The 26796-nt window shown below is 41.9% G+C and carries 24 protein-coding genes and 3 rRNA genes; 16 read left to right on the forward strand and 11 right to left on the reverse strand.

Features of this window, described 5'->3' with window-relative positions:
* Nucleotides 1-102: 102 nt before the first annotated feature.
* Together RRU94_RS05240 and RRU94_RS05245 are read left to right on the forward strand one after the other, a co-directional pair.
* A complete protein-coding gene (locus RRU94_RS05240; RefSeq protein WP_315690759.1) occupies nucleotides 103-513 on the forward strand; it encodes an Lrp/AsnC family transcriptional regulator in 411 nt (136 codons plus the stop codon).
* 132 nt (nucleotides 514-645) lie between these two features.
* A protein-coding gene (locus RRU94_RS05245; RefSeq protein WP_315690760.1) for an IS3 family transposase occupies nucleotides 646-1796 on the forward strand; the annotation gives its coding sequence in 2 pieces (ribosomal slippage) (nucleotides 646-916 and nucleotides 916-1796; 1152 coding nt in all).
* 78 nt (nucleotides 1797-1874) lie between these two features.
* On the opposite strand, the gene RRU94_RS05250 is transcribed toward RRU94_RS05245, so the two are convergent.
* Together RRU94_RS05250 and RRU94_RS05255 are read right to left on the reverse strand one after the other, a co-directional pair.
* Nucleotides 1875-2096, reverse strand: a complete 222-nt coding sequence (locus tag RRU94_RS05250) for a hypothetical protein (protein ID WP_315690761.1) — start codon at nucleotides 2094-2096, stop codon at nucleotides 1875-1877.
* 156 nt (nucleotides 2097-2252) lie between these two features.
* Complete coding sequence (locus RRU94_RS05255; RefSeq protein ID WP_315690762.1) at nucleotides 2253-2585, reverse strand: antibiotic biosynthesis monooxygenase family protein; 333 nt, start codon at nucleotides 2583-2585, stop codon at nucleotides 2253-2255.
* Between the two features lie 366 nt (nucleotides 2586-2951).
* On the opposite strand from RRU94_RS05255, the gene RRU94_RS05260 reads away from it, so the two are divergent.
* Nucleotides 2952-3080: a hypothetical protein gene (locus RRU94_RS05260; RefSeq protein ID WP_255822058.1), complete on the forward strand. Its 129-nt coding sequence runs from the start codon at nucleotides 2952-2954 to the stop codon at nucleotides 3078-3080.
* A gap of 259 nt (nucleotides 3081-3339) precedes the next feature.
* Here RRU94_RS05260 and RRU94_RS05265 read toward each other — a convergent pair whose 3' ends face one another.
* The 4 genes from RRU94_RS05265 to RRU94_RS05280 all read right to left on the reverse strand — a co-directional run bounded on the left by RRU94_RS05265 (nucleotide 3340) and on the right by RRU94_RS05280 (nucleotide 5342).
* Nucleotides 3340-3633 carry a hypothetical protein gene (locus RRU94_RS05265; RefSeq protein ID WP_315690763.1) on the reverse strand — a complete coding sequence of 98 codons (294 nt, stop codon included), beginning with the start codon at nucleotides 3631-3633 and terminating at the stop codon, nucleotides 3340-3342.
* Between the two features lie 347 nt (nucleotides 3634-3980).
* Complete coding sequence (locus tag RRU94_RS05270) at nucleotides 3981-4490, reverse strand: DUF6434 domain-containing protein (protein ID WP_315691945.1); 510 nt, start codon at nucleotides 4488-4490, stop codon at nucleotides 3981-3983.
* Nucleotides 4417-4935 carry a nuclear transport factor 2 family protein gene (locus tag RRU94_RS05275; RefSeq protein ID WP_315690764.1) on the reverse strand — a complete coding sequence of 173 codons (519 nt, stop codon included), beginning with the start codon at nucleotides 4933-4935 and terminating at the stop codon, nucleotides 4417-4419. Before RRU94_RS05275 ends, RRU94_RS05270 begins: the two co-directional genes overlap by 74 nt.
* A 248-nt stretch (nucleotides 4936-5183) precedes the next feature.
* Complete coding sequence (locus tag RRU94_RS05280) at nucleotides 5184-5342, reverse strand: hypothetical protein (protein WP_251271896.1); 159 nt, start codon at nucleotides 5340-5342, stop codon at nucleotides 5184-5186.
* Nucleotides 5343-6245: 903 nt separating this feature from the next.
* On the opposite strand from RRU94_RS05280, the gene RRU94_RS05285 reads away from it, so the two are divergent.
* The 6 genes from RRU94_RS05285 (at nucleotide 6246) to RRU94_RS05310 (ending at nucleotide 14378) form a co-directional block, all read left to right on the forward strand.
* Entirely contained in the window at nucleotides 6246-6818 is a 573-nt protein-coding gene (locus tag RRU94_RS05285; protein WP_315690765.1) for a YdhK family protein, read from the forward strand.
* Between the two features lie 203 nt (nucleotides 6819-7021).
* Entirely contained in the window at nucleotides 7022-7423 is a 402-nt protein-coding gene (locus tag RRU94_RS05290) for a hypothetical protein (protein WP_315690766.1), read from the forward strand.
* A 756-nt stretch (nucleotides 7424-8179) separates the two neighbouring features.
* Nucleotides 8180-9732 (forward strand): 16S ribosomal RNA (locus RRU94_RS05295).
* Nucleotides 9733-9904: 172 nt separating this feature from the next.
* Nucleotides 9905-12837 (forward strand): 23S ribosomal RNA (locus RRU94_RS05300).
* 77 nt (nucleotides 12838-12914) lie between these two features.
* A 5S ribosomal RNA gene (rrf, locus tag RRU94_RS05305) occupies nucleotides 12915-13030 on the forward strand.
* Together the 16S, 23S and 5S rRNA genes form the textbook arrangement of a ribosomal RNA operon.
* A gap of 325 nt (nucleotides 13031-13355) precedes the next feature.
* Nucleotides 13356-14378, forward strand: coding sequence for a tRNA dihydrouridine synthase (locus RRU94_RS05310; protein WP_315691946.1), 1023 nt, complete (start codon nucleotides 13356-13358; stop codon nucleotides 14376-14378).
* Nucleotides 14379-14597: 219 nt separating this feature from the next.
* Here the strand turns inward: RRU94_RS05310 and RRU94_RS05315 are convergent, their stop codons facing one another.
* From RRU94_RS05315 to RRU94_RS05330, 4 genes are all read right to left on the reverse strand, one after another.
* The gene (locus tag RRU94_RS05315) at nucleotides 14598-16610 is read right to left on the reverse strand and encodes a methyl-accepting chemotaxis protein (RefSeq protein WP_315690767.1); all 2013 of its coding nucleotides are present in this window, start codon (nucleotides 16608-16610) and stop codon (nucleotides 14598-14600) included.
* 498 nt (nucleotides 16611-17108) lie between these two features.
* The gene (locus RRU94_RS05320; protein ID WP_315690768.1) at nucleotides 17109-17573 is read right to left on the reverse strand and encodes a DMT family transporter; all 465 of its coding nucleotides are present in this window, start codon (nucleotides 17571-17573) and stop codon (nucleotides 17109-17111) included.
* A gap of 11 nt (nucleotides 17574-17584) precedes the next feature.
* A complete protein-coding gene (locus tag RRU94_RS05325) occupies nucleotides 17585-18013 on the reverse strand; it encodes a DMT family transporter (RefSeq protein ID WP_315690769.1) in 429 nt (142 codons plus the stop codon).
* Between the two features lie 86 nt (nucleotides 18014-18099).
* Nucleotides 18100-18414 (reverse strand): ArsR/SmtB family transcription factor, encoded by a 315-nt coding sequence (locus RRU94_RS05330; RefSeq protein ID WP_315690770.1) that lies wholly within the window; start codon nucleotides 18412-18414, stop codon nucleotides 18100-18102.
* Nucleotides 18415-18759: 345 nt separating this feature from the next.
* Between RRU94_RS05330 and RRU94_RS05335 the strand changes: the two genes are divergently transcribed.
* The 3 genes from RRU94_RS05335 to RRU94_RS05345 all read left to right on the forward strand — a co-directional run bounded on the left by RRU94_RS05335 (nucleotide 18760) and on the right by RRU94_RS05345 (nucleotide 20778).
* Nucleotides 18760-19362, forward strand: a complete 603-nt coding sequence (locus tag RRU94_RS05335; RefSeq protein ID WP_315690771.1) for a class I SAM-dependent methyltransferase — start codon at nucleotides 18760-18762, stop codon at nucleotides 19360-19362.
* 29 nt (nucleotides 19363-19391) lie between these two features.
* Nucleotides 19392-19988: a hypothetical protein gene (locus RRU94_RS05340; protein ID WP_315690772.1), complete on the forward strand. Its 597-nt coding sequence runs from the start codon at nucleotides 19392-19394 to the stop codon at nucleotides 19986-19988.
* Nucleotides 19989-20415: 427 nt separating this feature from the next.
* Nucleotides 20416-20778, forward strand: coding sequence for a MerR family transcriptional regulator (locus tag RRU94_RS05345; protein ID WP_315690773.1), 363 nt, complete (start codon nucleotides 20416-20418; stop codon nucleotides 20776-20778).
* An 80-nt stretch (nucleotides 20779-20858) separates the two neighbouring features.
* Here RRU94_RS05345 and RRU94_RS05350 read toward each other — a convergent pair whose 3' ends face one another.
* The gene (locus RRU94_RS05350) at nucleotides 20859-21485 is read right to left on the reverse strand and encodes a TetR/AcrR family transcriptional regulator (RefSeq protein WP_315690774.1); all 627 of its coding nucleotides are present in this window, start codon (nucleotides 21483-21485) and stop codon (nucleotides 20859-20861) included.
* A gap of 179 nt (nucleotides 21486-21664) precedes the next feature.
* On the opposite strand from RRU94_RS05350, the gene RRU94_RS05355 reads away from it, so the two are divergent.
* The 4 genes from RRU94_RS05355 to RRU94_RS05370 all read left to right on the forward strand — a co-directional run bounded on the left by RRU94_RS05355 (nucleotide 21665) and on the right by RRU94_RS05370 (nucleotide 26755).
* Nucleotides 21665-22852, forward strand: coding sequence for a YhgE/Pip domain-containing protein (locus RRU94_RS05355; protein ID WP_315690775.1), 1188 nt, complete (start codon nucleotides 21665-21667; stop codon nucleotides 22850-22852).
* Between the two features lie 210 nt (nucleotides 22853-23062).
* Complete coding sequence (locus RRU94_RS05360; RefSeq protein WP_315690776.1) at nucleotides 23063-24118, forward strand: flavin-containing monooxygenase; 1056 nt, start codon at nucleotides 23063-23065, stop codon at nucleotides 24116-24118.
* Nucleotides 24119-24339: 221 nt separating this feature from the next.
* The gene (locus RRU94_RS05365) at nucleotides 24340-25260 is read left to right on the forward strand and encodes a cation diffusion facilitator family transporter (RefSeq protein ID WP_315690777.1); all 921 of its coding nucleotides are present in this window, start codon (nucleotides 24340-24342) and stop codon (nucleotides 25258-25260) included.
* 424 nt (nucleotides 25261-25684) lie between these two features.
* Nucleotides 25685-26755 carry a LacI family DNA-binding transcriptional regulator gene (locus RRU94_RS05370; protein WP_315690778.1) on the forward strand — a complete coding sequence of 357 codons (1071 nt, stop codon included), beginning with the start codon at nucleotides 25685-25687 and terminating at the stop codon, nucleotides 26753-26755.
* Nucleotides 26756-26796: the final 41 nt, after the last annotated feature.

The raw sequence follows: 26796 nt of genomic DNA on the forward strand, positions 1-26796 counted from the left end.
TTGATCGCCTCAATGGATAAGCTCCATTTTATATAGGACCCATTCATTGAGGAGAATTCATTTACATAAAATACTTCATACCCTATGAAAAGGATTGATTGAATGCTGGATCATACAGATATGCGAATATTAGAAGAGTTATCTCAAAACAGCCGTATTACCATGAAAGAATTGGGTGAGAAGGTCCATTTGACGGGACAAGCAGCCGCTTCTAGAGTATCAAAATTAGAGGATAATGGAGTAATCGAAGGATATACTATTAAAGTCAATCAAGTTAAATTAGGTTGTCTTATACATGCTTTGATCACGATCTATACTAACAGTCCTTATCATCAGCCATATCTCTCATTTATAAAAACACAAGATAATTATGTAATAAACAATTATAAAATCAGCGGTGATGGCTGTTATCTTCTTGAATGCAAATTTCCATCCAATGAAATACTAGATCAATTTTTGGTGGACTTAAATAAGCATGCAAACTATAAATTATCGATTGTGATTAATAAATAATAGACGAATCAAAAGGAAAAAAGCCCGGATAAGAGGGGGACTGACCCCATAGAGTGAGACAAATAAAAACACCTTTAAGTTGAAAAACGGGTATGTAAATACCTAAAAAGCCAACTTGGAGGTGTTTTTTCTATGGGTACAAGAATCAGTTATCCAGCGGAAGTAAAAATGAAGGCTGTAAAAATGAGATTAGCTGGGGTGCCGGTCAAAGAAGTCTTGAAGGAATTAAATATCCAAAACAGGACGCAGCTTAAAACATGGGTGAAATGGTATAAAGCAGGCGAACTTCACCGGTTTGAACAGCCAGTGGGCAAGCAGTATTCCTTCGGAGAAGGGCCTGAATATGAAAGTGAAACGGAGAAGCTGAAGGCAGAAAACCGGTATCTGAAACAGCAGATTGAAGTCTTAAAAAAGTACGAAGAATTGGAGAGGAAGTGGTCCCGGAAACAGCCGTAGAATTAGTAAAAGAACTCAAAACCAGCATGCCCGTCAGGGAAATATGCCGGCATCTTGGCATTGCTAGATCCACTTATTATCGCTGGAAGAACAAGATCAGGGAAGAAACATCCAGGCAGGCCATTGAACGAAAAATCGGCACGTTGTGCCGGGATCATAAGTTTCGATATGGCTATCGTAAAATCACAGCCTTATTAAAGCGGGAGATGCTTATTAATCATAAAGCGGTACAGCGTGTGATGCAGAAGTATAGCTGGCAGTGCCGGGTGAAAGTGAAGAAGCACAGACGGACAGGACAGCCCTGTCATATTTCCGATAACCTGTTGAAAGGCGATTTCCAGGCAGATCAGCCTCTTCAAAAGCTCGTCACAGATATTACGTACTTGCCTTTTGGCCAGAAACAGCTGTATCTTTCAAGTATCCAGGATTTATTTAACGGCGAAATCATTGCCTATTCTATAGGCAGCTGCCAAAATACAGATTTCGTGCTGCATACACTGGCCCAGCTGCCATCCCTCCCAGAAGGGTGCATTCTGCACAGCGACCAGGGATCTGTTTACACATCGTATGCTTATCAGCAGGCAGTTAAAGAAAGAGGCATTACCATGAGTATGTCCCGGAAAGGGACACCCACTGATAATGCCTCCATCGAATCGTTTCATTCCTCGCTAAAGTCTGAAACGTTCTATCTCGACGAGCTTCGAAGCACTACGACCGCCATCGTAGAGCAAACTGTCGAAAACTATATTCACTATTATAACCATATCCGTATTCAAGCGAAACTAAACAACCAGCCGCCGGTCAAGTACCGGCAGCTGGCTGCTTAAAGGTGTTTTGATCCCTGTCTCAAAAATGGGGGTCAGTCCCGAGGATATCCTGGCTTTTTTGTGCTTTTATGTAACTTTCTACATAAAAGAATCAGCTGAAAACTGGCCTTTAAAATGAATAGCCCTGGATTTATGGAAATATTGTAACTCGGCATATTGATAATACTTTTGGTGATCACTCGCGTTGGCCAGTTTTAATCGCTCATAATGCAGTTCAAGAGCGGCATGCTTTAGGAAATTGTGCTGCGCAAATCGAATCGCATTTAACTGTTCACTGGATAGCTGAGCTCCATTTGTCATAAGCGTAAAACTCCTTTTTACCTTCAGTGTATGTGCCAGAAAACATTCCGGTATCCACAGTTAGTTTCAAAGAAGCGTAAATAAAATGATACCGATCAAAAAAGACTTCTCCCTTATAGGAGAAGTTTTTTTCTTTCCTGCCAAACACAAAGTTGATCATTGGCCTTCATCTGCATAGTCTCTTTCCACTTTGCAAATACGGGTTATGTAGGATGAGTACCAGTCTTTTTTGCCTTTTTCTTGTGCTCGCTGATGCGATATGTTTTCTTTCCATTGCCCAATAGCATTTAATGAATCCCAGTAGGAAACCGTGATCCCTAATCCGTTTTGTTCTCTTGCACTTTCGACGCCTAAAAAGCCCGGCTGCTTAGAAGCAAGTTCGACCATTACATCAGCCGTCCTATGGTAGCTATTCTCTTCCTTCTCCGTTCTCTGGGATGTGAAGATAACCGCGTAGTAAGGAGGAGTTGGGGTGTTGGCAAATAACATCGAATGACCTCCTGTATGTTAATACTAAAAATCATACCATACGTTTTGGGTTAATCATCCATAAATAGGGATATGACCTTGCTGTCTACAGATATATGAATATACAGATAAGAAAATAAGAACGATGAGCCTTCTCTGTATGCTATGGAAGACAATTCTAGCCATTAGAAAGCAGAAAGAAATGATTTCTTTAAAACAAATGATTTACGGAACAATGATTCACGCCGCCTTTTTGGAAAAGAAGGAGTAAGATTTCTCTTACCTATACAGAATATAACCGTTGAATGAAGGCAAAAGGGCAGATACAGCTCGTGACATTCTTAATAGGGAAAAACAGTTTACTTATTAAAAAACAAGGAGGACGCGATGGGGATTTTAAATATACTAACGATGATTTTCGTTGTTTTGAAATTGTTGGGTGTAATCGACTGGAGCTGGTGGGTTGTGTTGCTGCCATCCATTATTCGGTATGTGGGTCTTTTATTTGGTTTGTAGCATCACGTACTTATGAGAACGATGCATATTCATAGTGCTCCGCAAAGAAGATAGGCAATATCAGATAGGTGATCACTCCAAAGAGATGCGAGGGAGTGTTTATTTAAAGGAGCTATTCTGTTTAAAGATCCAAAAGCCAGGGGATAAAAAGCAGCCTGGCGGAATACCTGGCTGCGTAAAGGGATAAGTGTGCTTTAAAAACATCAAAGCAAGAGATGAATAGTTAGGGTGAGTTCTTTGTACGGACCATACGAGCTGTTCACTCGTGTTTCTTACCATGGAATTTTTTTAAAAAAGCAATGACGTTTGCTTTTAAGGAGGCATATGAGCCAACCGCCGCATATCCATAAAACCAGCCCATAAATAAACCAGATGAAAAATGGTATGGGTGACTGATGAGGACAGCAAGAAGAAGTCCGATTACCAATGCAATAGTGGGGACCATAACTTTGGGCGGCTTGAATTTCAATTTAATGATCTGAGTTAAGATCATTACTAAAGGTACTGCAATAATCGCGTCCCAAAAATTCGTATGTATGGTTGGGAAATCCATTTTTATCACCACCACTTTACTATGCTTGCTGAACAACAAGACGTAACAAAAAACAGCCAGAGGGGGCTCTGACTGCGCATGTTGACTGGGATATTGCATGAGAAAATGGGGGTTTCCTCACTACACCTATTATGTACACGTTGAGGAGAATTCATACAGAAATATACAAGGTACAGAAATCAGTTTGTGCTCTTATATGATGCTCAAATAATCTTCTGCAGGATTTAGTGTGTCAATCTAGAAACGTGTATGGCAGGGCGTTAAAAACAAAACGGGATTTTTAAATTTCCCTTCGGATATGTTTTTTTGGCATCTTATTAAAAGCTAAAAAGTGCAAGGCTTATTTTTCAACTAGGAATATACTTGTTGCTTCCTGGGAGCTTTTTAACAGTATTCCATGCGCTGGTGGCATCCTTTCGGCTTTTACCTTTATTACACGGATCCGCAAAAAAGTCCCGAATAAATTGATTATACTCAAACTGGGGAGCAATGTCGGTTTTATATGCAGGATCCTTTAAACGCTGCTGCTCCTCGTGCCAGGCGTCGACAACATCCCTATACGTTTTGCCGCTATTCTCTTTAAAATAGTTTTGTATGTATGTAGAAAAATGAAAGTTCAGGATCACCGATTTAAAAAAAGCTCTCACTGCTTGACTGCAGCGGTGATTTTCGGTAATGACCGTTTCCAGGCTCAATTCTTCTTGCGGGGCTTTAGCGGTAGACTGGTTTGTTTTTCTTAATGGCTTTTGGATGTCTCCTGTTTCAAGAAAAGCAGCAATTCTTTCAGCGATTTCCTGTTTCGATCCAGAAGCACTCATTCCATTTTCTCTGCAAAAGGTTTGCAGCTCTTCCTTCAGCCAATAATAAGAGCGAAACTCTTTTACAGGGAGTTCTTTTGTTAATATCGGTCTCAAATTTGCTCACCTTTTCAAGATTATTTAATGGATCTGCAATGGCCGAGATAATTTTGAGTTTCCCATCGATATATTGCCAAACTCGCGTGTAGCACATCTCCTCTTCAATTGAATCGGCGCCTGCATTCCCTTCTAATGAAACTCTTGTTACAGTGATTGCGGAAAGATCTAAAAGTTTTACTCGTTGCTCCGTCACTGTAATAGCTGTGAAATTCACTACTCCCGAACGATGAGCTTCTAGATCAGCTTCTTTTTTCAAGACTTGCCCAAAATGGTTAACAAAAATAAGGTCATGATCAATCAGCTCATCTAAGGCTTTTACGTTGCTAGTCAGCATCGCTTGTCGAAGCATTTCTTCATGCTCAATAACTAAAGTTTTTTCCGTCATTCATCATCCTTTTTAACGATCACTATACGCTTACTTGTGCGTTTTTACTAGTAAATACTAGATGATAGAATATTTGGATAGGAGATTGAAAATGATAAGGGTATGAATGTGTCATTTTTAACGCTTCGTCCAAACAATGAACATGAAAAAGAGAAGAGTTCACAAAAAAGTGGGGTAACATTAAAATCCCGCCCTAAAGAGGCGGGCAGGGGATTAAAGCGGGAAGATAGATCGTTTTTATTGAAGAATTAATCATCGTCTTCTTCACGCTCTTCATTATTTTGCTGCTGCTGCTCGGAAGGTTCTTCGGAAGTATCTGGCTCATTATCATCGCCGCCATTACACGCTGACAGTAATCCTAGCGACAAAACAGCAGACATCACAGTTAATAAGTATTTCTTTTCCATCTGTGCCCCTCCTTTCATATCATTTAACTCGGTTTATTATGTGTAATTGAGTTCAAGTTTATTCGATACTTCAAAATGAAGAATACAAAATCGAAATGATCGAGAGAGGGGTTATTCTTGAAATGTAAAGTATAAAAAGAAGGCGTTTATCCCGTTTAAGCGAAGGTATTCGGTGCATTTTCACAATCGTCTTTTAAAGAAAAATAAACAAAAAAGAACCGAAGAACTAAACGCTCTCCGGAAAAAAAGATGAGTAAGCTTTAGGTGGGGGTGGTACTTCACTAACTATACCCCGATATCAGGAAAACAAACCTATTATTTACAATAAAAAAGCGGGACAGCTGTCTGGAAGCTATTCCGCTTTTTGGAGGGTTTGGTTGGATAAATATCCAGGTAGGGAAACCTTAAACAATTTATTAGCGGCTTGTGCTTATCCTTATCCTGAATAAAGAAGTTTAAAATAAAGGAAGGCAAAAAAATAGCCAGGTGGGACCTGGCTGCAGAAATAGTTTCGAGCTGTAGGAGTTGGGTTTGGGACGAACAGTACCATTATGGACCATTGCTGAACAGTTTATGCAAAAAGTTTTAATTGTTAACTTTGTGTGGGCGGCTATTCAATCTTAAAAAAGAGCATATGCAAAGCAGCGTATTTTCTTGCTTCTAAATGGTTTTCAAACAGAAAAATTGTTCAAATTCTATGAAATATGGCTTTTTGTGATTAAAGAGAAAAATATAGGCAATGTTAAGAGTAGTACAGCAATATATAAAGGATGTTGAAAGATAAATTAGCCTGATTCAAGGAGAAATCTTTTATTTCCTTGACCATTGCAATGATAAAATACTTTTAATACATAAACAGTTACGGATAAGCCTGCTCATATTAACAATTAAGAGGTGAAAAAAATGAAAAAGACAATGTATATGCTTGGTATTGCAACAATCATGGGTTTAAGTGGATGCGGGAGCGACGCGGTAGAAGAAGAAACAAACCATGAAGAAATGAATCATTCAGAAAGCCCAGAAGAAGCCAGCCACGAAGAAATGAATCATTCTGGCTCAGCTAAAGTTCCTGAAGGGTTAAAAGAAGCAGAAAATCCAGCTTTTAAAATAGGAACCCAGGCTATTATTCAAGATGGTCATATGGAGGGCATGAAAGATGCTGAGGCAACCATTGCTGGTGCTTACGATACAACCGTGTACACACTATCCTATACCCCGACGACCGGCGGTGAACGAGTGACAAATCACAAATGGATTATTCACGAAGAGATCAAGGATGCTGGTGAACAACCGATAGAGCCTGGCACAGAAGTTATTTTAGACGCGGATCACATGGGAGGCATGAAAGGTGCTAAAGCCGTAATTGAATCAGCTGAGCAGACCACAGTGTATATGGTTGATTACACGCCGACTAATGGCGGAGAAAAAGTAACCAACCATCAATGGGTAACAGAAAGTGAACTTTCGGCTAAATAACCTTTAATACCAAATGCGCGATGTATGGGAAGAGGCATCTCTAAGCGACTTAATCATATAGAAAAAAATTACTTTTATAGTATGTTGTGCTAAAATAATCTTAACAGTAGTAACTCGAAAGCTGAACCAGCCAGGTCATTTGTGTAATAAGGTGCTCTATATTGTACAAAGAAAGAGCAGTTAGAATACAAGGGGCGAGCATTATGAAGAAAAAACATCTTTGTTATTTTCTTTTCATGGCAAGTTTGTTGTTAAGCGGCTGTCAAAGCGGATGGGAATCGCGCTATAATTTTTTAGGGGAAAGTACAAATTGGTATGTGAACTACCAAGTAACGCCCCAAAGTAAAAAAAGTGAATCCATGGAGTACAAAATCCAATATACAGGAAAAGGTGCACCGCCAGCGGAAATCAGCTATTCTATTGAAACGAATTCTGGAAGCTCAAAAGGAACAGATGAATTAAATGAAGATGGGGTTTTAATTAAAACAGGGGGTTGGTGTGACGGCTGTGCGATAACTCAAGAGGATCAGAATGTGAAAGTGATGATCAAATGGGGCGGACAAACGGAGACATTCAGCTTACAGCCATCTGAAGAAGGATTTTAAAACACCCAATCAACTGCCTGTCTTTGATGTTATTGGTGAAAAGGTAATAAAAAGTTAAGTGATATTAAGAAAATCTACAATTAATTTGTAGCTATGCTTATGACCTTGTTTTTCATGTTTTACTTTGCACATACACAAAACCATATTCGGACAGAAAATCACTTGTTGTCCATCTTCGCGAAGGGAAACTGTTGGTGAAAAAGCTTGTGCTTTTAAAAGCACAAGCTTTTTCACTGTATTTTTAGTATGCCGATGATTATCCGTTTTATCAGTGTATTTACGCACTATGGTTCAAAAAAGAAAGAGTTAGGGTTAAAAATCCAACAGTGGTAATAAAAGATGAATAAAAAAGGATTGACGGTGGGATAACAATAGGTTATATTTTTATTCTGTCGCTAAGACAGCATGAGTATACGCAAAAATCATTCAGTGATATTAATTATTTCTATATAATTTATTGCGAAAAATTATTGTTGACTCACTACTCATAAATCTGTTATATTGTTTATCTGCCACGATGAAACGTGGCAAGTGCAAAATCGTTATAAGTTTAATAATCATTTATCAAAATAATGTTTTTGATAAAAAGTTGTTGACTTAAAACATTCTGCATGATATGATTATTTAGCTGTCGGAAACGACGGTGAAGGATGTTGATCTTTGAAAACTGAACAAAATAAACGTCAACGTTTTAAGAATTAAACTTCTATAGAAGATGCCCGTCATCTATATAGAAACAAATGAGCAAGTCAAACTTTTTTGGAGAGTTTGATCCTGGCTCAGGACGAACGCTGGCGGCGTGCCTAATACATGCAAGTCGAGCGGACTTGACAGAGCTTGCTCTGTTCAAGTTAGCGGCGGACGGGTGAGTAACACGTGGGTAACCTGCCTGTAAGACTGGGATAACTCCGGGAAACCGGGGCTAATACCGGATAACATCAAGAGCTGCATGGCTCTTGATTGAAAGGCGGCTTCGGCTGTCACTTACAGATGGACCCGCGGCGCATTAGCTAGTTGGTGAGGTAACGGCTCACCAAGGCGACGATGCGTAGCCGACCTGAGAGGGTGATCGGCCACACTGGGACTGAGACACGGCCCAGACTCCTACGGGAGGCAGCAGTAGGGAATCTTCCGCAATGGACGAAAGTCTGACGGAGCAACGCCGCGTGAGTGAAGAAGGTTTTCGGATCGTAAAACTCTGTTGTCAGGGAAGAACAAGTACGGGAGTAACTGCCCGTACCTTGACGGTACCTGGCCAGAAAGCCACGGCTAACTACGTGCCAGCAGCCGCGGTAATACGTAGGTGGCAAGCGTTGTCCGGAATTATTGGGCGTAAAGCGCGCGCAGGCGGCCTTTTAAGTCTGATGTGAAAGCCCACGGCTCAACCGTGGAGGGTCATTGGAAACTGGAAGGCTTGAGTGCAGAAGAGAAGAGCGGAATTCCACGTGTAGCGGTGAAATGCGTAGAGATGTGGAGGAACACCAGTGGCGAAGGCGGCTCTTTGGTCTGTAACTGACGCTGAGGCGCGAAAGCGTGGGGAGCGAACAGGATTAGATACCCTGGTAGTCCACGCCGTAAACGATGAGTGCTAAGTGTTGGGGGGTTTCCGCCCCTCAGTGCTGCAGCTAACGCATTAAGCACTCCGCCTGGGGAGTACGGCCGCAAGGCTGAAACTCAAAGGAATTGACGGGGGCCCGCACAAGCGGTGGAGCATGTGGTTTAATTCGAAGCAACGCGAAGAACCTTACCAGGTCTTGACATCCCGCTGACCTCCCTGGAGACAGGGCTTTCCCTTCGGGGACAGCGGTGACAGGTGGTGCATGGTTGTCGTCAGCTCGTGTCGTGAGATGTTGGGTTAAGTCCCGCAACGAGCGCAACCCTTGATCTTAGTTGCCAGCATTTAGTTGGGCACTCTAAGGTGACTGCCGGTGACAAACCGGAGGAAGGTGGGGATGACGTCAAATCATCATGCCCCTTATGACCTGGGCTACACACGTGCTACAATGGATGGTACAAAGGGCTGCAAGACCGCGAGGTTTAGCCAATCCCATAAAACCATTCTCAGTTCGGATTGCAGGCTGCAACTCGCCTGCATGAAGCTGGAATCGCTAGTAATCGCGGATCAGCATGCCGCGGTGAATACGTTCCCGGGCCTTGTACACACCGCCCGTCACACCACGAGAGTTTGCAACACCCGAAGTCGGTGGGGTAACCCTTACGGGAGCCAGCCGCCGAAGGTGGGGCAGATGATTGGGGTGAAGTCGTAACAAGGTAGCCGTATCGGAAGGTGCGGCTGGATCACCTCCTTTCTAAGGATATTTACGGAAGTGAGAACTTGGTTCTCACACACGTTGACGCGTTATTTTGTTCAGTTTTGAGGGATGAATTCCTTCTATAGTTAGATAGTAAACATGATTGTTCTTTGAAAACTGGATAATATCGTAAAGTAACACCAAGCAATACCGAGTAATCGCCATTTTAGGTTAAGTTAGAAAGGGCGCACGGTGGATGCCTTGGCACTAGGAGCCGAAGAAGGACGGGACTAACACCGATATGCTCCGGGGAGCTGTAAGTAAGCTTTGATCCGGAGATTTCCGAATGGGGAAACCCGCCATCCGTAATGGGATGGCACCCCTGCCTGAATACATAGGGCAGGAGGAGGCATACCCGGGGAACTGAAACATCTAAGTACCCGGAGGAAGAGAAAGCAAACGCGATTCCCTGAGTAGCGGCGAGCGAAACGGGACATAGCCCAAACCAAGAAGCTTGCTTCTTGGGGTTGTAGGACACTCTATACGGAGTTACAAAGGAAGAGGATAGGTGAAGCGATCTGGAAAGATCCGCGGTACAAGGTAACAGCCCTGTAGCTGAAATCTTCTTCTCTCTTGAGTGTATCCTGAGTACGGCGGAACACGAGGAATTCCGTCGGAATCCGGGAGGACCATCTCCCAAGGCTAAATACTCCCTAGTGACCGATAGTGAACCAGTACCGTGAGGGAAAGGTGAAAAGCACCCCGGAAGGGGAGTGAAAGAGATCCTGAAACCGTGTGCCTACAAGTAGTTAGAGCCCTTTAACGGGTGATAGCGTGCCTTTTGTAGAATGAACCGGCGAGTTACGATTTCATGCAAGGTTAAGCTGATAAGGCGGAGCCGCAGCGAAAGCGAGTCTGAATAGGGCGCATGAGTATGAGGTCGTAGACCCGAAACCAGGTGATCTACCCATGTCCAGGATGAAGGTGAGGTAACACTCACTGGAGGTCCGAACCCACGCACGTTGAAAAGTGCGGGGATGAGGTGTGGGTAGCGGTGAAATTCCAATCGAACCTGGAGATAGCTGGTTCTCTCCGAAATAGCTTTAGGGCTAGCCTCAAACGAAGAGTACTGGAGGTAGAGCACTGTTTGGACTAGGGGCCCATCCCGGGTTACCGAATTCAGACAAACTCCGAATGCCAGATACTTATGTTTGGGAGTCAGACTGCGAGTGATAAGATCCGTAGTCAAGAGGGAAACAGCCCAGACCACCAGCTAAGGTCCCAAAGTATACGTTAAGTGGAAAAGGATGTGGAGTTGCCCAGACAACCAGGATGTTGGCTTAGAAGCAGCCACCATTTAAAGAGTGCGTAATAGCTCACTGGTCGAGTGACTCTGCGCCGAAAATGTACCGGGGCTAAACGTATCACCGAAGCTGTGGATTGACACCTTTCGGTGTCAGTGGTAGGAGAGCGTTCCAGGGGCTGTGAAGCCAGACCGGAAGGACTGGTGGAGCGTCTGGAAGTGAGAATGCCGGTATGAGTAGCGAAAGAAGGGTGAGAATCCCTTCCACCGAATGCCTAAGGTTTCCTGAGGAAGGCTCGTCCTCTCAGGGTTAGTCGGGACCTAAGCCGAGGCCGAAAGGCGTAGGCGATGGATAACAGGTTGATATTCCTGTACCACCAAGCATCGTTTGAGTGATGGGGGGACGCAGGAGGATAGGAGATCACGCAGCTGGATACGCGTGTTTAAGCAGTCAGGCTGGAAATGAGGCAAATCCCGTTTCCATTAAAGCTGAGCTGTGATGACGAGGGAATTTTAGTACCGAAGTCTTCGATTCCACACTGCCAAGAAAAGCCTCTAGCGAGATGTAAGGTGCCCGTACCGCAAACCGACACAGGTAGGCGAGGAGAGAATCCTAAGGTGAGCGAGTGAACTCTCGTTAAGGAACTCGGCAAAATGACCCCGTAACTTCGGGAGAAGGGGTGCTCTGGTAGGGTGCAAGCCCGAGAGAGCCGCAGTGAATAGGCCCAGGCGACTGTTTAGCAAAAACACAGGTCTCTGCAAAGCCGCAAGGCGACGTATAGGGGCTGACGCCTGCCCGGTGCTGGAAGGTTAAGAGGAGGGCTTAGCGCAAGCGAAGGTCTGAATTGAAGCCCCAGTAAACGGCGGCCGTAACTATAACGGTCCTAAGGTAGCGAAATTCCTTGTCGGGTAAGTTCCGACCCGCACGAAAGGCGCAACGATCTGGGCACTGTCTCAACGAGAGACTCGGTGAAATTATAGTACCTGTGAAGATGCAGGTTACCCGCGACAGGACGGAAAGACCCCGTGGAGCTTTACTGCAGCCTGATATTGAATTTTGGCACAGTCTGCACAGGATAGGCAGGAGCCTTGGAAGCCGGAGCGCCAGCTTCGGTGGAGGCGCTGGTGGGATACTGCCCTGACTGTGTTGAAATTCTAACCCGCACCCGTGATCCGGGTGGGAGACAGTGTCAGGCGGGCAGTTTGACTGGGGCGGTCGCCTCCTAAAATGTAACGGAGGCGCCCAAAGGTTCCCTCAGAATGGTTGGAAATCATTCGCAGAGTGTAAAGGCACAAGGGAGCTTGACTGCGAGACCTACAAGTCGAGCAGGGACGAAAGTCGGGCTTAGTGATCCGGTGGTTCCGCATGGAAGGGCCATCGCTCAACGGATAAAAGCTACCCCGGGGATAACAGGCTTATCTCCCCCAAGAGTCCACATCGACGGGGAGGTTTGGCACCTCGATGTCGGCTCATCGCATCCTGGGGCTGTAGTCGGTCCCAAGGGTTGGGCTGTTCGCCCATTAAAGCGGTACGCGAGCTGGGTTCAGAACGTCGTGAGACAGTTCGGTCCCTATCCGTCGCGGGCGCAGGAAATTTGAGAGGAGCTGTCCTTAGTACGAGAGGACCGGGATGGACACACCGCTGGTGTACCAGTTGTCTCGCCAGAGGCATCGCTGGGTAGCTATGTGTGGACGGGATAAGTGCTGAAAGCATCTAAGCATGAAGCCCCCCTCAAGATGAGATTTCCCATTACGCAAGTAAGTAAGATCCCTTGAAGATGACGAGGTAGATAGGTTCGAGGTGGAAGTGCGGTGACGCATGGAGCTGACGAATACTAATCGATCGAGGACTTAATCAAGATTAACAATGGCACGGTATGCCGTTACTTTACAGAGATTATCCAGTTTTGAAGGAACAATTTTGTTCCATACATAGTCTGGTGGCAATAGCGAAGAGGTCACACCCGTTCCCATCCCGAACACGGCCGTTAAGCTCTTCAGCGCCGATGGTAGTTGGGGGTTTCCCCCTGTGAGAGCAGGACGCCGCCAGGCAAGAAGTGAGGATGAGAACAGCGGAAGCTGTTCTTTTTATTTCGGGAGCATCTTCCATGAGAAAGAATTTGATTTTTGGAAAACCTATAAGGAAAAGGCGGGTGCTATAGCAAGCACCTCCTCTTATATAGATAAATACCGGCTGAATTTTATTCAGGTGGTGTTTTTGTATTTGAACCGTGAAAATAAATACTTTCGATCAGTTTGATAAAAAGTGCTCAAACATGGTATAAGTGTAAAAGAAGCAAGGACATTTTGCTTTTTAATTTTGGGATAAGGGTTTGCCCTAGTATCCCATAATGAATGAGAGGAATTGAATTTGAATATGATAGATAATTTTTGGCGTGATTTACCACGACCTTTTTTTATACTGGCACCAATGGAAGATGTGACGGATGTTGTTTTTCGCCATGTAGTGAGTGAAGCAGCCAGACCTGATGTGTTTTTTACAGAGTTTACAAACACGGAGAGCTATTGTCACCCAGAGGGGAAACATAGTGTGCGTGGGCGTTTGACTTTTACAGAGGATGAACAACCAATTGTAGCCCATATATGGGGGGATAAGCCTGAATACTTTCGGCAAATGAGTATTGGTATGGCGGAGCTCGGGTTTAGGGGTCTGGATATCAATATGGGCTGTCCTGTACCTAATGTGACACAGAATGGAAAGGGAAGCGGCCTTATCCGTCGCCCAGAAGTTGCTGCAGATTTAATACAAGCAGCAAAAGCAGGAGGATTGCCCGTAAGCGTAAAGACAAGGCTTGGTTTCACGGATGTAGACGAATGGCATGACTGGCTAACACACATATTGAAACAAGACATTGCTAATCTTTCCATTCATCTGCGTACAAGAAAGGAAATGAGCAAAGTAGATGCTCATTGGGAGCTGATCCCGGAGATTAAAAAACTTCGTGACCAGGTGGCGCCAGATACACTCTTGACGATCAATGGGGATATCCCTGACCGTGAAACTGGCTTAAAGCTCGCTCATCAATATGGTGTTGATGGGGTTATGATTGGGCGCGGTATTTTCAATAATCCATTTGCCTTTGAAAAGCAGCCGAAAGATCATAGTAGTAAGGAACTGCTTGATCTCTTAAGGCTGCATCTGGATCTCCATGATAAATATTCAAAATTAGAGCTGCGTCCGTTCAAGGCTCTTCATCGCTTTTTTAAGATATATGTCAAAGGATTTCGAGGGGCGAGTGAATTAAGAAATCAATTAATGAACACAGAGTCAACAGATGAAGTGCGTGCATTGCTCGATAACTTTGAGTTAAAGAATCTTGATGGAATGGGGAACAGTAGAAATGTCCCAATTCAGGGTAAAAGCGAAGTAGGACGTTAAACTGGTGTGCCCCCAAAAAGTTAGAGTTTATACTAAGCAGTTGGAGAATTTCAAAGATTTCTTTTTAATAACCAAGTTGTTAGCTAAAGAGAGAAGTGAGCAAAAGAAAAGCGCTGTTCCTTATTTTCAAGGAACAGCGCTTTTTTGCTTGGGTGCTGAGGTAATAAATATCTCCTAAGCGGATTTCACCTTTGCTGTATATTTTCATTAAGCTATTTCTTACATTCTAAATTCGTTCACTGTTTCTTGTAAGTCGGTTGCAAGTTTGCTTAATTCATGAATAGACTTTGTAATCTCTTCAATAGAATGCAGCTGAGCCTCGGCGGAAACAGCCACTTGATTTGCGCTGGCTGCTGTTTCGCTGGCGATGCTGGAAACTTCTTCAACAGATGCAGTGACTTCTTCAGCACTGGCAGAAATCTCTTGGGAAGTAGCTGAAACTTCTTGTATTTGTTCCGTTACTTTTTGAACAGACCCAAAAATTTGCTCGAAAGCTTCTCCTGCAGTAATGACTACACTATAGCCGCTTTCAACTTCTGATTTGCCTTTTTCCATGGAAGTCACCGCTTTAGCTGTGTCTTTTTGAATGGTACTAATCAAGTTAGAAATCTGGTTCGCTGACTTTTTGGACTCTTCCGCTAGCTTCCTCACTTCTTCCGCTACAACCGCAAATCCTTTTCCTTGTTCGCCAGCCCGTGCTGCTTCAATTGCAGCATTTAACGCCAGAAGATTTGTTTGATCGGCAATTTGTGTAATGACATCTGTGATTTTTCCAATTTCCTGAGAATGTTCTTCCAGAAGCTTAACCGTCCCTACACTTCCGTTTACCGTTTCAGCGATAAGCTTCATTTGTGCTGTGACTTGTTCAAGTGCTTCATTTCCTTTTTGAGCATTTTGAGATGCAGTAACGGAAGATTCCGAAACCATATTAGATCCCTCAGCAATATACTGAATTCCTCTCGCAATTTCCTCGGTCGCTTTTGCGGATTCTTCCGTACTGGTCATTTGAGATTCTGAACCTGATGCAACTTCCTGAATAGCATCGGCTACTTCCTTTGTTGTCTGGGCTGTGTATTCAGAGCCAGCTGATAGCTGCTGGGTAGATGCCGCTAAATGCTGGGATGAATCATTAATCTTCGTGAGAACACTGCGGAGAGAATCAATCATTTGGTTAAAGCTTGTCCCCAGTTGTCCAATCTCATCCTTTGTTTTTACATCTACACGTTCTGTTAAATCTCCGTTGCTTACTTTTTCAGTTACTGTCATTAAACGGCTGATAGGACGGAGAATAGAACGAAGAACAAAGAATACAAACAAACTTCCAGCAATAAGGGAAAGGGCTAAGGTCAATAAAGCACTGTTCCATATCGATTCAGAGGCATCGGTAAATTCGGATACTTCCATTGTTCCTGCAACTTTCCAGCCGGTCGTTGGATTGGTTAGGAAAACCATGTCCTTCGCAATATCTTCAAATTTGTATTCAAAATGCCCTTCATTGGAGGCGAATAATGGACCGCTAATCTGGCTGTCTAATGTTTCACCCGATTTTGCGGTTGGGTGGAAAACAATTTTTTGATCTCCATCCATGATAAATGGGTACCCTTTTTGCCCAATAGAGGCCTGTGAAACAATTTCGCCCAAACTGTTAATTTCAAGATCGAATCCAACAACTCCACTTCCATCTTTAAGGGCCGAAGCAATTGTTACGACCATTTTTCCTGTCGAAGCATCTGGGTAGGGAGAGGTAATAATTGCTTCTCCTTGGTGTTCCATCGCCTGTTTGTACCAGCCTCTTTCTCTGGGATCATAACCTTCTGGAGAACCAAGAGCTGGTTCCATTACAAAGGTTCCGTCTGTTGTGCCAACATAAACAGAAAGCAGTCCCTCAGTTGTGTTATAAAACCCGGCAAGTTGATTATGAAGAGTTTTATAAGATGGATCTTTAAACAGATTCTTGCTTATTTGGCCTGCTAAAAAATTAGTTTGCTCCATTTTTGCTTTAAAAGCAGCGTCTAATACGTCACTAAGTAACTGAACATTGGTTTCCGCACTGTTTGTAATCTCTCTTTGTATACTCGTTTTTGCTTTCACATAAGAAAGAGAGCCAATAATTAAGCTTGGGATAATCAAAATTAATGTAAAGGATATAATCAGTTTATTTTTAAGCGATCCAGCGAACAAGCGATTTCCTTTTTGAGACAACTCTTTTCTTGATGTCTTTTTCGTCCTCATGTTTTTCCTCCTAAATGACTATGAAATAATGATGGTTTAGACAAAATATATAATGCTAACCAAGGCTTTGCTACTAGTTTTATCGGCTGTTTTTCTTTTAACTTGAATACATAGCTGGTTATAATTTTTTAAGGTTTCACTACAGTTAAATTCCTACCTGAAATTGCTGAAACAGAGGGGGACGTTTTTTTTAAACATAAACAGATTCAAACAGGTATAGCCCCATTCTGTTAGAGTGGGGCTATACCTGTTTGACGTAATATACAAAGAATTGAAATAAGGGAATGGTGTATAAGGGGCCCAGTGACCTTAGAAGAGGACAGGGAAGGGAGAACAATCCTGGGAAGCATTAAGGACTTTAGAAAAGGGCTTCATTAAAAATACGACTCATTTTTTTGTTCGACGAATGAAAAGTTTAGTTGAATAAAGATACGCTGATCTTATAAAAAACGCTGCTCCTTTTTCACGGTTTGCAGCGTTTTTCGTTATTCAAGCATGTTATGCACGGGTTTCTTCACTGGAGCGTTTATTTCCTTTGTAGATAAAATAAAGAGCAATGACCATAAAGAGTAAGGCAAAAGAACGTTTCAAATCAAAAGATATGACCAAACTGCCAAACCAGCCAAAATGATCAATAAGCATACCAATGACAAGCTGACCAATAATACCAGCAATATTGGCCGCAATGACCCCAATTTTTGGAACAGCCATGACAGTGAGAAGCAAATACATCGTACCTAAAAAAGCGGCACTTAATTGCCATTTGGGTGCTTCTAGTATTCCAAGCACATTTCCTTGACCAAAAAACAAAATAAAAATGGCAAGAAACATAGATCCAGTGATAAAGGTCAAAAATGTCGTTTCTATTGTTCCGGCTTTTCGACTAAGTGTTCCATTGATAGACGATTGGGCGCTTAATGTAATGCCTCCTAATAAGGTGAATAGAATCATGAATATACCCATTTTTAGGCCTCCTAGTTTATTAAAATAAGCGCCATAATCATTGAAATAACGGCAAATATTTTTTCTTTATTGATTCTGGTTTTTTTGCTGCCAAGCCAGCCATAATGTTCAATAACCATACTCATTACCAATTGACCAATAATGACTGCAACCATTGTGATTCCAACACCAACAAATGGAACACTAATCACGATAGATGTTAAATATACAACTCCTAGAACGCCTCCTAGTATGGACCATTTAGGTGCTTCCACCGCATATGAAAGTTTACCTTTTCCAAAGAATAACCACAATAATCCCATGATGATTGAGCCCATAAAGAAGTTATAAAAGCTAGTTTCGAGCTGTCCTATTGCTTTCCCTAGTTCAGCGTAGATAGCTCCTTCAAAGCTAAGGGCTGATCCTGCTAATAACGCTAGTATATATGCGAAGTAACGCACGAGATAAATCCCTCCTTAATATTTTTATAACTATATATCTAGAATAATCGATATGAAACGTCGTGAAAAAACAGAAATCAATCAACTCAAATTTCTGTTTTAAAATATTCAGCTAACTGATGAAGGGCTTCTTCATTTCGTCTATAATAGGTCCATTGACCATAACGAACTGATTCAAGCAGACCCGCTTTCTGCATCATGTTTAAGTAATGGGAAACGGTAGATTGAGAAGCTTTGGCTTTTTCTTGAATATCCCCTACACATACTCCCCCTTTGATACTAACCTCCTTTGGCAGGTGAGCGCCTTGTTTAGGGAAGTGCTTCTCTGGTTCCTTTAACCAGTGTAAAATGTTAAGTCGGGTTTCATTTGATAACGCCTTAAATACATCGATTGGTTCCATGCTTACTATTGTATATCGATTTTTTTCGATATGTCAACCAAGAAAAAGGGAAATGACTATAGAGAATGAACGATTTAAAGCCAGAGAATATGTTTATATCAAAGAAATGAGAAAGATTTGTTCAGATAGCTGCAGAATGGGAAGTCACCCTGAAAGCAGAAGTTTGCGCTTTGTCCAGGCAAGCATGATTCAATATACATAGGATGCTGTTCTTTAACAAGGTATTTCCCTCATTTCTGCCCGGTTCTTTGTCTATTTTGCAGTAGATCCTTTGAATTTGCAGTAAGTGTTTTATATATTGTTTTTAATTCCTTAACAAAGTGACCAAGATAGGAGAGCTTCAGTATGTCTAAACAAACAGAAATCATTAAAAGACGATACAACCGAATTGCTCCAGTGTTTAACACGATGGATAAAATGGTCCGCCCCTCGTGGCGCAAAGAAATGCTTGCAAAGGCAGAAGGAAAGGTACTAGAGGTTGGGATTGGCACAGGTGCGAACCTCCCTTTTTATCCTTCTGCAGTTACCTATGTAACAGGGATTGATTTCAGTTCTAAAATGATAAAGCTGGCCAAAGAAGAAGCAGAAAAAGCCCCGGTTCCTGTTAAACTAATGGAGATGGATGCAGAAGAGATGGATTTTCCTGATGCATCCTTTGATACCGTCGTTACAGCATGTGTTTTTTGTTCAGTACCTGATCCGGTTCAGGGATTAAAAGAATTAAAGAGAGTGTTAAAGCCTGGTGGCAAAGTGTTGATGCTTGAACACATGCGTAGTGAACATGTTGTTCTTGGCAAGCTGATGGATATTATAAATCCCATTACTGTCGGGATGTGGGGCGCTAATATTAATCGAAAAACAATGGAGAACATACAAGCTGCTGGCCTGAAGGTAAAGCAGGAAAAACAGCTGATGGGAAGTATCGTTCGAGAACTTACATTACAATGAAATAAAAAAAGTGAAAAGGATGAGGGACAATGCCCATTAAAAGACTGTTTCAGAAAAAAGATCAGGCAGCATTGTTTTGGCAATGGTTTAAGGAAGTACAACAGGACTATTACCAGTTGTCTGAAGAAAATTATGAGCCATTGTTTAACCAGCTTGAGAAAAAATTGCGAAAGGTGCACAAGGATCTTGCATTTGAATTTAGTGCGGATCTGATAAACGGAAAAAGGGAATTTATCATCAGTGCAGACGGTGTGGAAGAATTATTTCCCGTTGTCAGAGAATTAGTGGATCAAGCCCCAAGCCTGAATGGTTTCGACATCATCGCTTTTCGCCAGCCGTCTGAGGAGGGCTGCCATATTTCGATTGACGGGCTGACACTGACCGATGAAGATGTATATTTCGATTATCTGTATGACCCAGAAGCAGAATTGGTAGATCTCAGGTTTTTCATCAAAGGGTTTGATGCAGAAAATATGGCGTACGATCAGGCAGTTTTTATTATGATGGATACTGTGCTTGGTGAGTATGATGCCGCTACGAAAGTAGGCAGTATTGAAATGCGAAAGCTGCATGAAAAAGAAGGTCTTTATTCGATTAGCGAACTGCGAAAACAGGTTATACGATAAACCTTCTCCGTTATGAGCAAGATTTAAAAACCTCACTCTTTTTAATAAAGCTAACACGTCAATTTCTTATTTTGTATAATTTTCCATTTGGAGGTCTGCAAGGCAAAATAACTGAAAAAAGCCAAAATCCGTTTTTGATTTTGGCTTCTGGATTTTCTTTTTGTAACATACCTGTGATCAATTTCTAACGGTTTTAAATCAGCATAAATCCCCACCTAGTTATTGTGTAAATAGGAGGGTCTTCTGGCCAATAATACGAGGAAATATCTATTGTTATGAGCAGATGGTTTAGATAAAGTGAAAATATGGGTAAATTTACTAACAAATGTTGATACGCACCGCAAAGGTTTTGATTGAGTGCCTTAGAAAGAAATGAAAAGTACCATTCAATCCAAACTGAAGGTGTCCTATCTGAAAGGAGAATAGCATGTATTCGATAGGTGAATTTTCCAAGTTATGTGGTACCTCTGTTAAAACATTGTATTACTATAGTGATATTGGCCTGCTAAAGCCGTCTTACATTGATCCTTCAACAAATTATCGATATTATGGCCGTGAGAAAATTCAAGTTATCAATAAAATTAATATTTTAAAAAGCTGTGATATGTCTTTAACAGCCATTAAGGAGTTAATTGAGAACGGAAATCTCAGTAAACGAAAAACATTACTGAAAAGTAAAATGATAGAGGTGGAGGATTTAAAAAAGCATATTGCCCGTCGAATACAGGAGATGGACAAACTTAAACAGCAAATGGAATTGAAGCGCACCCCAAAAGTTAAGCGCAATTAACCGTTGGGGTGCATTTTTAAGTTGTGCATTGTAAGTAAAATAAGCTTCTAAAATACGTCAGTCTATAGCTGGCTTATCCATTAATCCGAATCTTCTTCTTTAAAATTGATTTTGTAGCCAATCGCGTTCATCGGACCTTTCGTAATGACTTCTGCCAAATGCTCTGCCATATACTCCGGAGAATACCGGGTATCTTCACTCAGCCACCACTTTACGACCCCGATATAAGCAGAGGAGATGAAATTTAAAATGAAATCTGCAGGAATGTTCAGGTTGTTTAAATCTCCAACAATGACTTTAAAATTCTCTTTAAATTTCTCAAACAAAAACTTTTCAATCTTATTAGTAAAGCCCGCAATTCCATTTGGTCCAAGCATGACTTCATAAAAAAAACGATTTTCTTCGATATTTTCAAAAACTCTTCGTAAGGTGATTTTAAAACGCTTCACATTCACTTCTCCGTTTTGAAGATGAAAAGAAATGTTCATCACCTCCATCAGTTCTTTTAGATAAGTATGGCTAATTTGTTCAAGCAGGTCATATTTATCTTCGTAGTGCAGATAAAAAGTAGCTCTGTTGATCATCGCTTCTTCGGCAATATCCTGAATAGTGACTGCTTCAAAGCCTTTCTTTTGAATGAGAGAGAGGAACGCTTCCTTGATTGCTTTTTGTGTTTTTAAAACCCGCAGGTCTGTTTTTTTAGCCATGTTTCCACTTCCTTAAAATATGTGATAAAATACGCGACACTTTCCGGGTTGCTGTTGCTTAATAAACAAACCAGCAACAATTGCGCATTGATTGAAAAGAAAATTTTTCTATAATGGCATTATAAACAACGCATTGTTGATTAAACAACAATGCGTTATAAAGGGAGAGTGAGCGTATCGTGTTCTTTTTTAAAAACAAAGTCGTGTGGATCGGCTTAGGAATTATTATGCTGGCAGCCGGTATTTTCACATTTGCTTTTATGGGTTCAACGGTTAATCCAGCACCAAAGGAACTACCATTAGCCATTGTAGTAGAAGATGAAGGAGCCAAGCTGCCGAATGAAGAGCTGCTGAATATAAGCCAGACATTGGTAGAGGAAATACAAAAAAGAGATGACGCAAGTGTAGATTGGCAAGTGCTTCCTACAAAAGCGGAAGCAGTCGAGGCGATGAATGATAAAGAATTGTACGCAGCCATCATATTGCCAGAGGATTTGTCTCAAAATGTTTTTTCGCTGTTAACGAAAAGCCCTGCAGAGCCGAGTGCAGCTATTCTGGTGAATGAAGGAATGAACCAAGCGGGAGCAAACGTGGCGGCCCAAATTTCTAATGGAATGTTAGCAGGTCTCAATCAGCAAATCGAGCAGCAGTTATTTACACAGCTGGAAGAGAGAAAGATGCCGCTCTCGGTCGACACAGCCAAACTTCTATCCAGTCCGGTAGCTATTCAGATAGAAAAAATCAATCCAGTTGCCGCAAACAACGCAAACGGTAATACACCAGCTTTATTCACTCAATTGCTTTGGATCACTACTTTTATCAGTTCCATGATTCTGTTTACTGCTCTTCGAAAATCAACGCAGGGCAATTGGACATTCAAAAGCTTTTTGGGCCAGCTGCTGGCAGGTATTTTGTACGTAGCATTCATCAGCAGTGTAGTTCTTGTTTTAGCCGTCCACGTACTAGAGATTGGGATATCAAGCGAGAGCAGCTTATTTTTCATGATGTTTTTCATCGGCCTCTGCTTTTTCTTCCTGCAGAGTGCATGCTTAAACTGGATTGGTTATCCTGCAGCACCGCTGTTTATCCTGTTATTGTTTTTTTCAATGCCAATCCTGACGATGGCGCCGGAAATGCTGCCAAACATCACCAGAGATTACCTTTACTCCTGGGTTCCGTTTCGCTTCAGCGTAGAAAGCTTCAAGGATATCTTGTTTTTCGGCAAAGAAACATTTGAAAATGGCATCGGTACGATTGGAGTCATCGGGCTTGTTTCTTTGCTGCTGATGGGGCTGTCTGTTCTAAAGCCAGGCAAAAAATCTAAGGAAAACCTCAAAGACCGTAACCAAACAGCAACAAATTTTTAATTTATTAAAAGAATAGATTTGTTATCATTCCACCAAGAGGCTGATAAGCTCTGGTGGAATTTTTGCTTTGAAAACATTCTCATACTCGATTGAATATTCACGTTTATCCAAAATTTGATTATAATAGAAGTAGTTAAACATTCAAATGATTATTTGAATGTTTAACTTGAAGAAATGATGAAGGTGCATAAAAGAAAAGGAGCCGGTTGCATGTATAAAACAGTCATTATAGGGGCCGGACAGGCAGGACTCGCAATGGCGTATCACTTAAAGAGCCTCGATCAGCCCTTTATCCTTTTAGATCGAAGTGAGGATATTGGAGACGTGTGGAAAAACAGATATGATTCGTTAACATTATTCACTCCAAGAATGTACAGCGCCCTGCCTGGACTTCCGCTGGAGGGCGATCCACACGGCTTTCCCGCAAAGAATGAAATGGCTTTTTACTTGAAACGTTATGCGGAACAATTCCGTTTTCCAGTTCAGCTGCAGGCAGAAGTGGAGGGTGTATGGAAGGAACGGGATCGCTTTTGTGTCCAAACAAATAGCCAGACGTATGAAGCAAGCAGTCTTATCATTGCTTCTGGTCCTTTCCAGACACCTTTCATTCCGAATTTTGCCCAAAAGCTTTCACCAGATGTTCTCCAGATACATTCTTCTCAGTACAAGAATCCGGCTGGTTTGCCTGAGGGAAATGTGCTGGTAGTAGGCGGCGGCAACAGCGGGGCTCAAATTGCAGTGGAGCTGTCAAAGACAAGAAAAACATACTTATCCGTCAGCCAAAAGTTACGATTTTTACCGCTGAAAATAGGAAAGAGGAGTATTTTTTGGTGGCTTGATAAAACAGGAATTTTAAATGCTCCAAGTGATTCATGGGTGGCAAGAAAGATACGCAGCAGCGGCGATCCTATTTTTGGCTCAGAATTAAAGCATGCATTGATAAGCGGAGCAGTGATGCAAAAGAGCAGAACGGTCGGGGCGAGGGGAGCGGCTATGCAGTTTCAGGATGGTTCTACGATTGAGGTACAAAATGTTATCTGGTCCACAGGATTTGTTTCGGATTATGCGTGGCTGAAAGTAAAAGGTGTACTCGATAACAAAGGACACCCTGTTCATCAAAGAGGCGTTACACCAGTGAAGGGGTTATACTTTTTAGGCCTGCCCTGGCAGCACCGGCGCGGTTCGGCTCTTCTTCAAGGCGTAGGAGAAGATGCCAGGTATATAGCTGAACATATCCAGGAATATAATAAAATGGTAATTCCTTAATAAAAGAAGATGATCGTTCTTTCATTCTAAAAACGATTGCCTGCCGTGTAATGGTATAAATGAATCTGCTTAAAAAGGGAGAAATTCAGCTGCAGCAAGACCATGGGAGAAGGGTATTTCATATACTAGATAATAATAGATCAGCTGGTTTGTATTTGAAAGAAAACCAGTAAGCTCTACTATGTAGAGGGAAGGCTTTTAATCATAAGGGGTGAAAAAACATGGGGCATTCACATGATCACGGACATCATCACGGGCATCATCATGGAGGCAGCAATAAAACGGCCCTAAAATGGTCGTTCCTCTTAATTACTTCTTATATGATCATAGAGGTAATAGGCGGATTTTTAACGAACAGCCTGGCACTGTTGTCGGATGCCGGACATATGCTGAGTGATGCAGCGGCACTGGGCCTAAGCTATGCAGCGATGACGCTCGGGCAAAAAGCAGCATCAAGCCGAAAAACGTTTGGTTATAAACGCTTTGAAATACTGGCGGCTTTCTTAAATGGTCTTACGCTTATGGTGATTTCTCTTTATATTTTCTTTGAAGCGTATGAGCGTATCACGAATCCACCGGAAGTCATGAGTTCTGGAATGCTCATCATTTCAACACTTGGATTAATCGTGAACATTGCAGCGGCATTTATTTTGATGAAAGGTGATAAAGAGGAAAACTTAAATGTTCGAAGTGCTTTTTTGCACGTTTTAGGCGATATGCTCGGTTCTTTTGGAGCGATTGTAGCTGCCCTGATGATCATGTTTTTTGGCTGGAATCTGGCTGACCCGATTGCCAGTATGATCGTGGCAGTTTTAATTGTAGTGAGTGGGTACCGGGTTACACGGGATTCCGTTCATATTTTAATGGAAGGAATACCATTGAATATAGATATTCATCAAGTTAAAGAAAAGCTTCTTTCGCTGAGTGAAGTAAAAGGAGTCCATGATCTGCATGTCTGGTCTATCACGTCTGACTTTCCGGCGCTCAGCTGCCACTTGGTTGTAAGCCAGGATGGAGATGAACAGGATGTTTTGTTTAAAGCGAAAAAGCTGCTTCATGACGAATTTGAATTACACCATGTAACCATTCAAATTGATAAGGAAGGCATCATGAAGTGTTCAGCAGACGGCCACTGTAATTAAGAAACGACACGGTAGAATACTAAAATGTAGCCAAATAACAAAAGAAGACAGTCTCTATGAATTGCCCCCCCCAATTGTTTGATACGGACAACAATGGGGGGCAATTTTTATGACAAATGATAAACTTCATTCTAAAATAAGTAATAAATAGCTGGCTGTTCGATAAAGAGCGTACATCCTCCTTGTTACAAATAGTGTGGACGGTTATCGCTTGAGTAAACAATTTTAGGATTTACTAAATAAGCGTTTTTTATTTGGATAATAATAAGAATATAAGTAAATTATTTAGTTAACGTAACTTAAAAAAGAGTAAAATAGGGGTAAATAGTCAAAAGTTTTTCAAAACACGCTTGATTGAAAGCGGTTTTATTGTTATCATCTAGTTAACGGTTTTAGTTAACGTAACTAAAAAGGAGGGAAGTAAATGGCAACGATTAAAGAGATTGCTGAAAAAGCAAGTGTTTCAACAGCAACTGTTTCACGCCTGTTAAATAACGATCCCACTCTTTCCATTGCTGAAGAAACGAAAAAGCGGGTTTTGGAAGTGGCAGCCGAGCTTCAATATAAACCAGTAAGAAAAAAGAATACCCAGTCTCAAAACAGAACAGCTTCAGAAGAATTTAATATTGGTGTCATTTTATCTACTTCTGAAGAGGACGAAATTAACGATCCCTATTTTCAGCAAATCCGGTTAGGAATTGAGGGAGCATGCAGACTATTTTCTTTAAAGATCGGCTCATTGCTAAGAATCAGTGGAGATCAATCTTTTTCTGATTTAAATGAGCTCGATGGTCTTATTGTAGTCGGAACAGTTGTTACAGAGGAAATAACCAATCTTTATTATAAAAATGAAAACATTGTCTTTGTAGATAACTTTCAAACCAGTAAAGGCTATGATCTGGTCAGCAGTGATCTGGAAGAAGCAACGATTGAAGTCATCACTAAGTTATTCAGTTCTGGACACAAAACGATTGGCTATATGGGCGGAGGGCATACAGTTAAATCTCTTACTGGTAATACGGAAGTAGAAGTCGATGAAATTCGAAAAGCAACATTCCTAAAAATAATGCGGGAAAAAGGATTGTATAATCCGCAGCATGTTTTAACAGGTGACTGGAATCCAAATGGGGGTTATCAGTTGATGAAAAAGTTAATTGAAAGCGGAAACTTACCAGATGCGATGATTATCGGAAGTGATCCGATGGCAATTGGAGCCATTCGAATGCTGAATGAAGCGGGCATACGGGTGCCGGATGACTTATCTGTTATTAGCTTTGATGATATTGAAAGTGCTGCTTTTTTAAATCCACCGCTATCATCTGTGAAGATGTACCCTGATGAATTAGGAAAGTCGGCGGTGAAGCTTCTTGCAGATCGTTTGTTCAATAAACGTACAGTGCCGGCGAAAGTGACCCTTGGTACCAAATTGATTCTAAGAGAAAGCAGCCGTAATCACCATGAAGAAGATAAGCAGATTCTGCAAGAACATTTGTAATTTAAAGAACCTGTAAAAATATTATTTTGAAACCATAGGAG

It is taken from the genome of Domibacillus sp. DTU_2020_1001157_1_SI_ALB_TIR_016 (assembly GCF_032341995.1).
Taxonomy (GTDB): Bacteria; Bacillota; Bacilli; order Bacillales; family Domibacillaceae; genus Domibacillus; species Domibacillus indicus_A.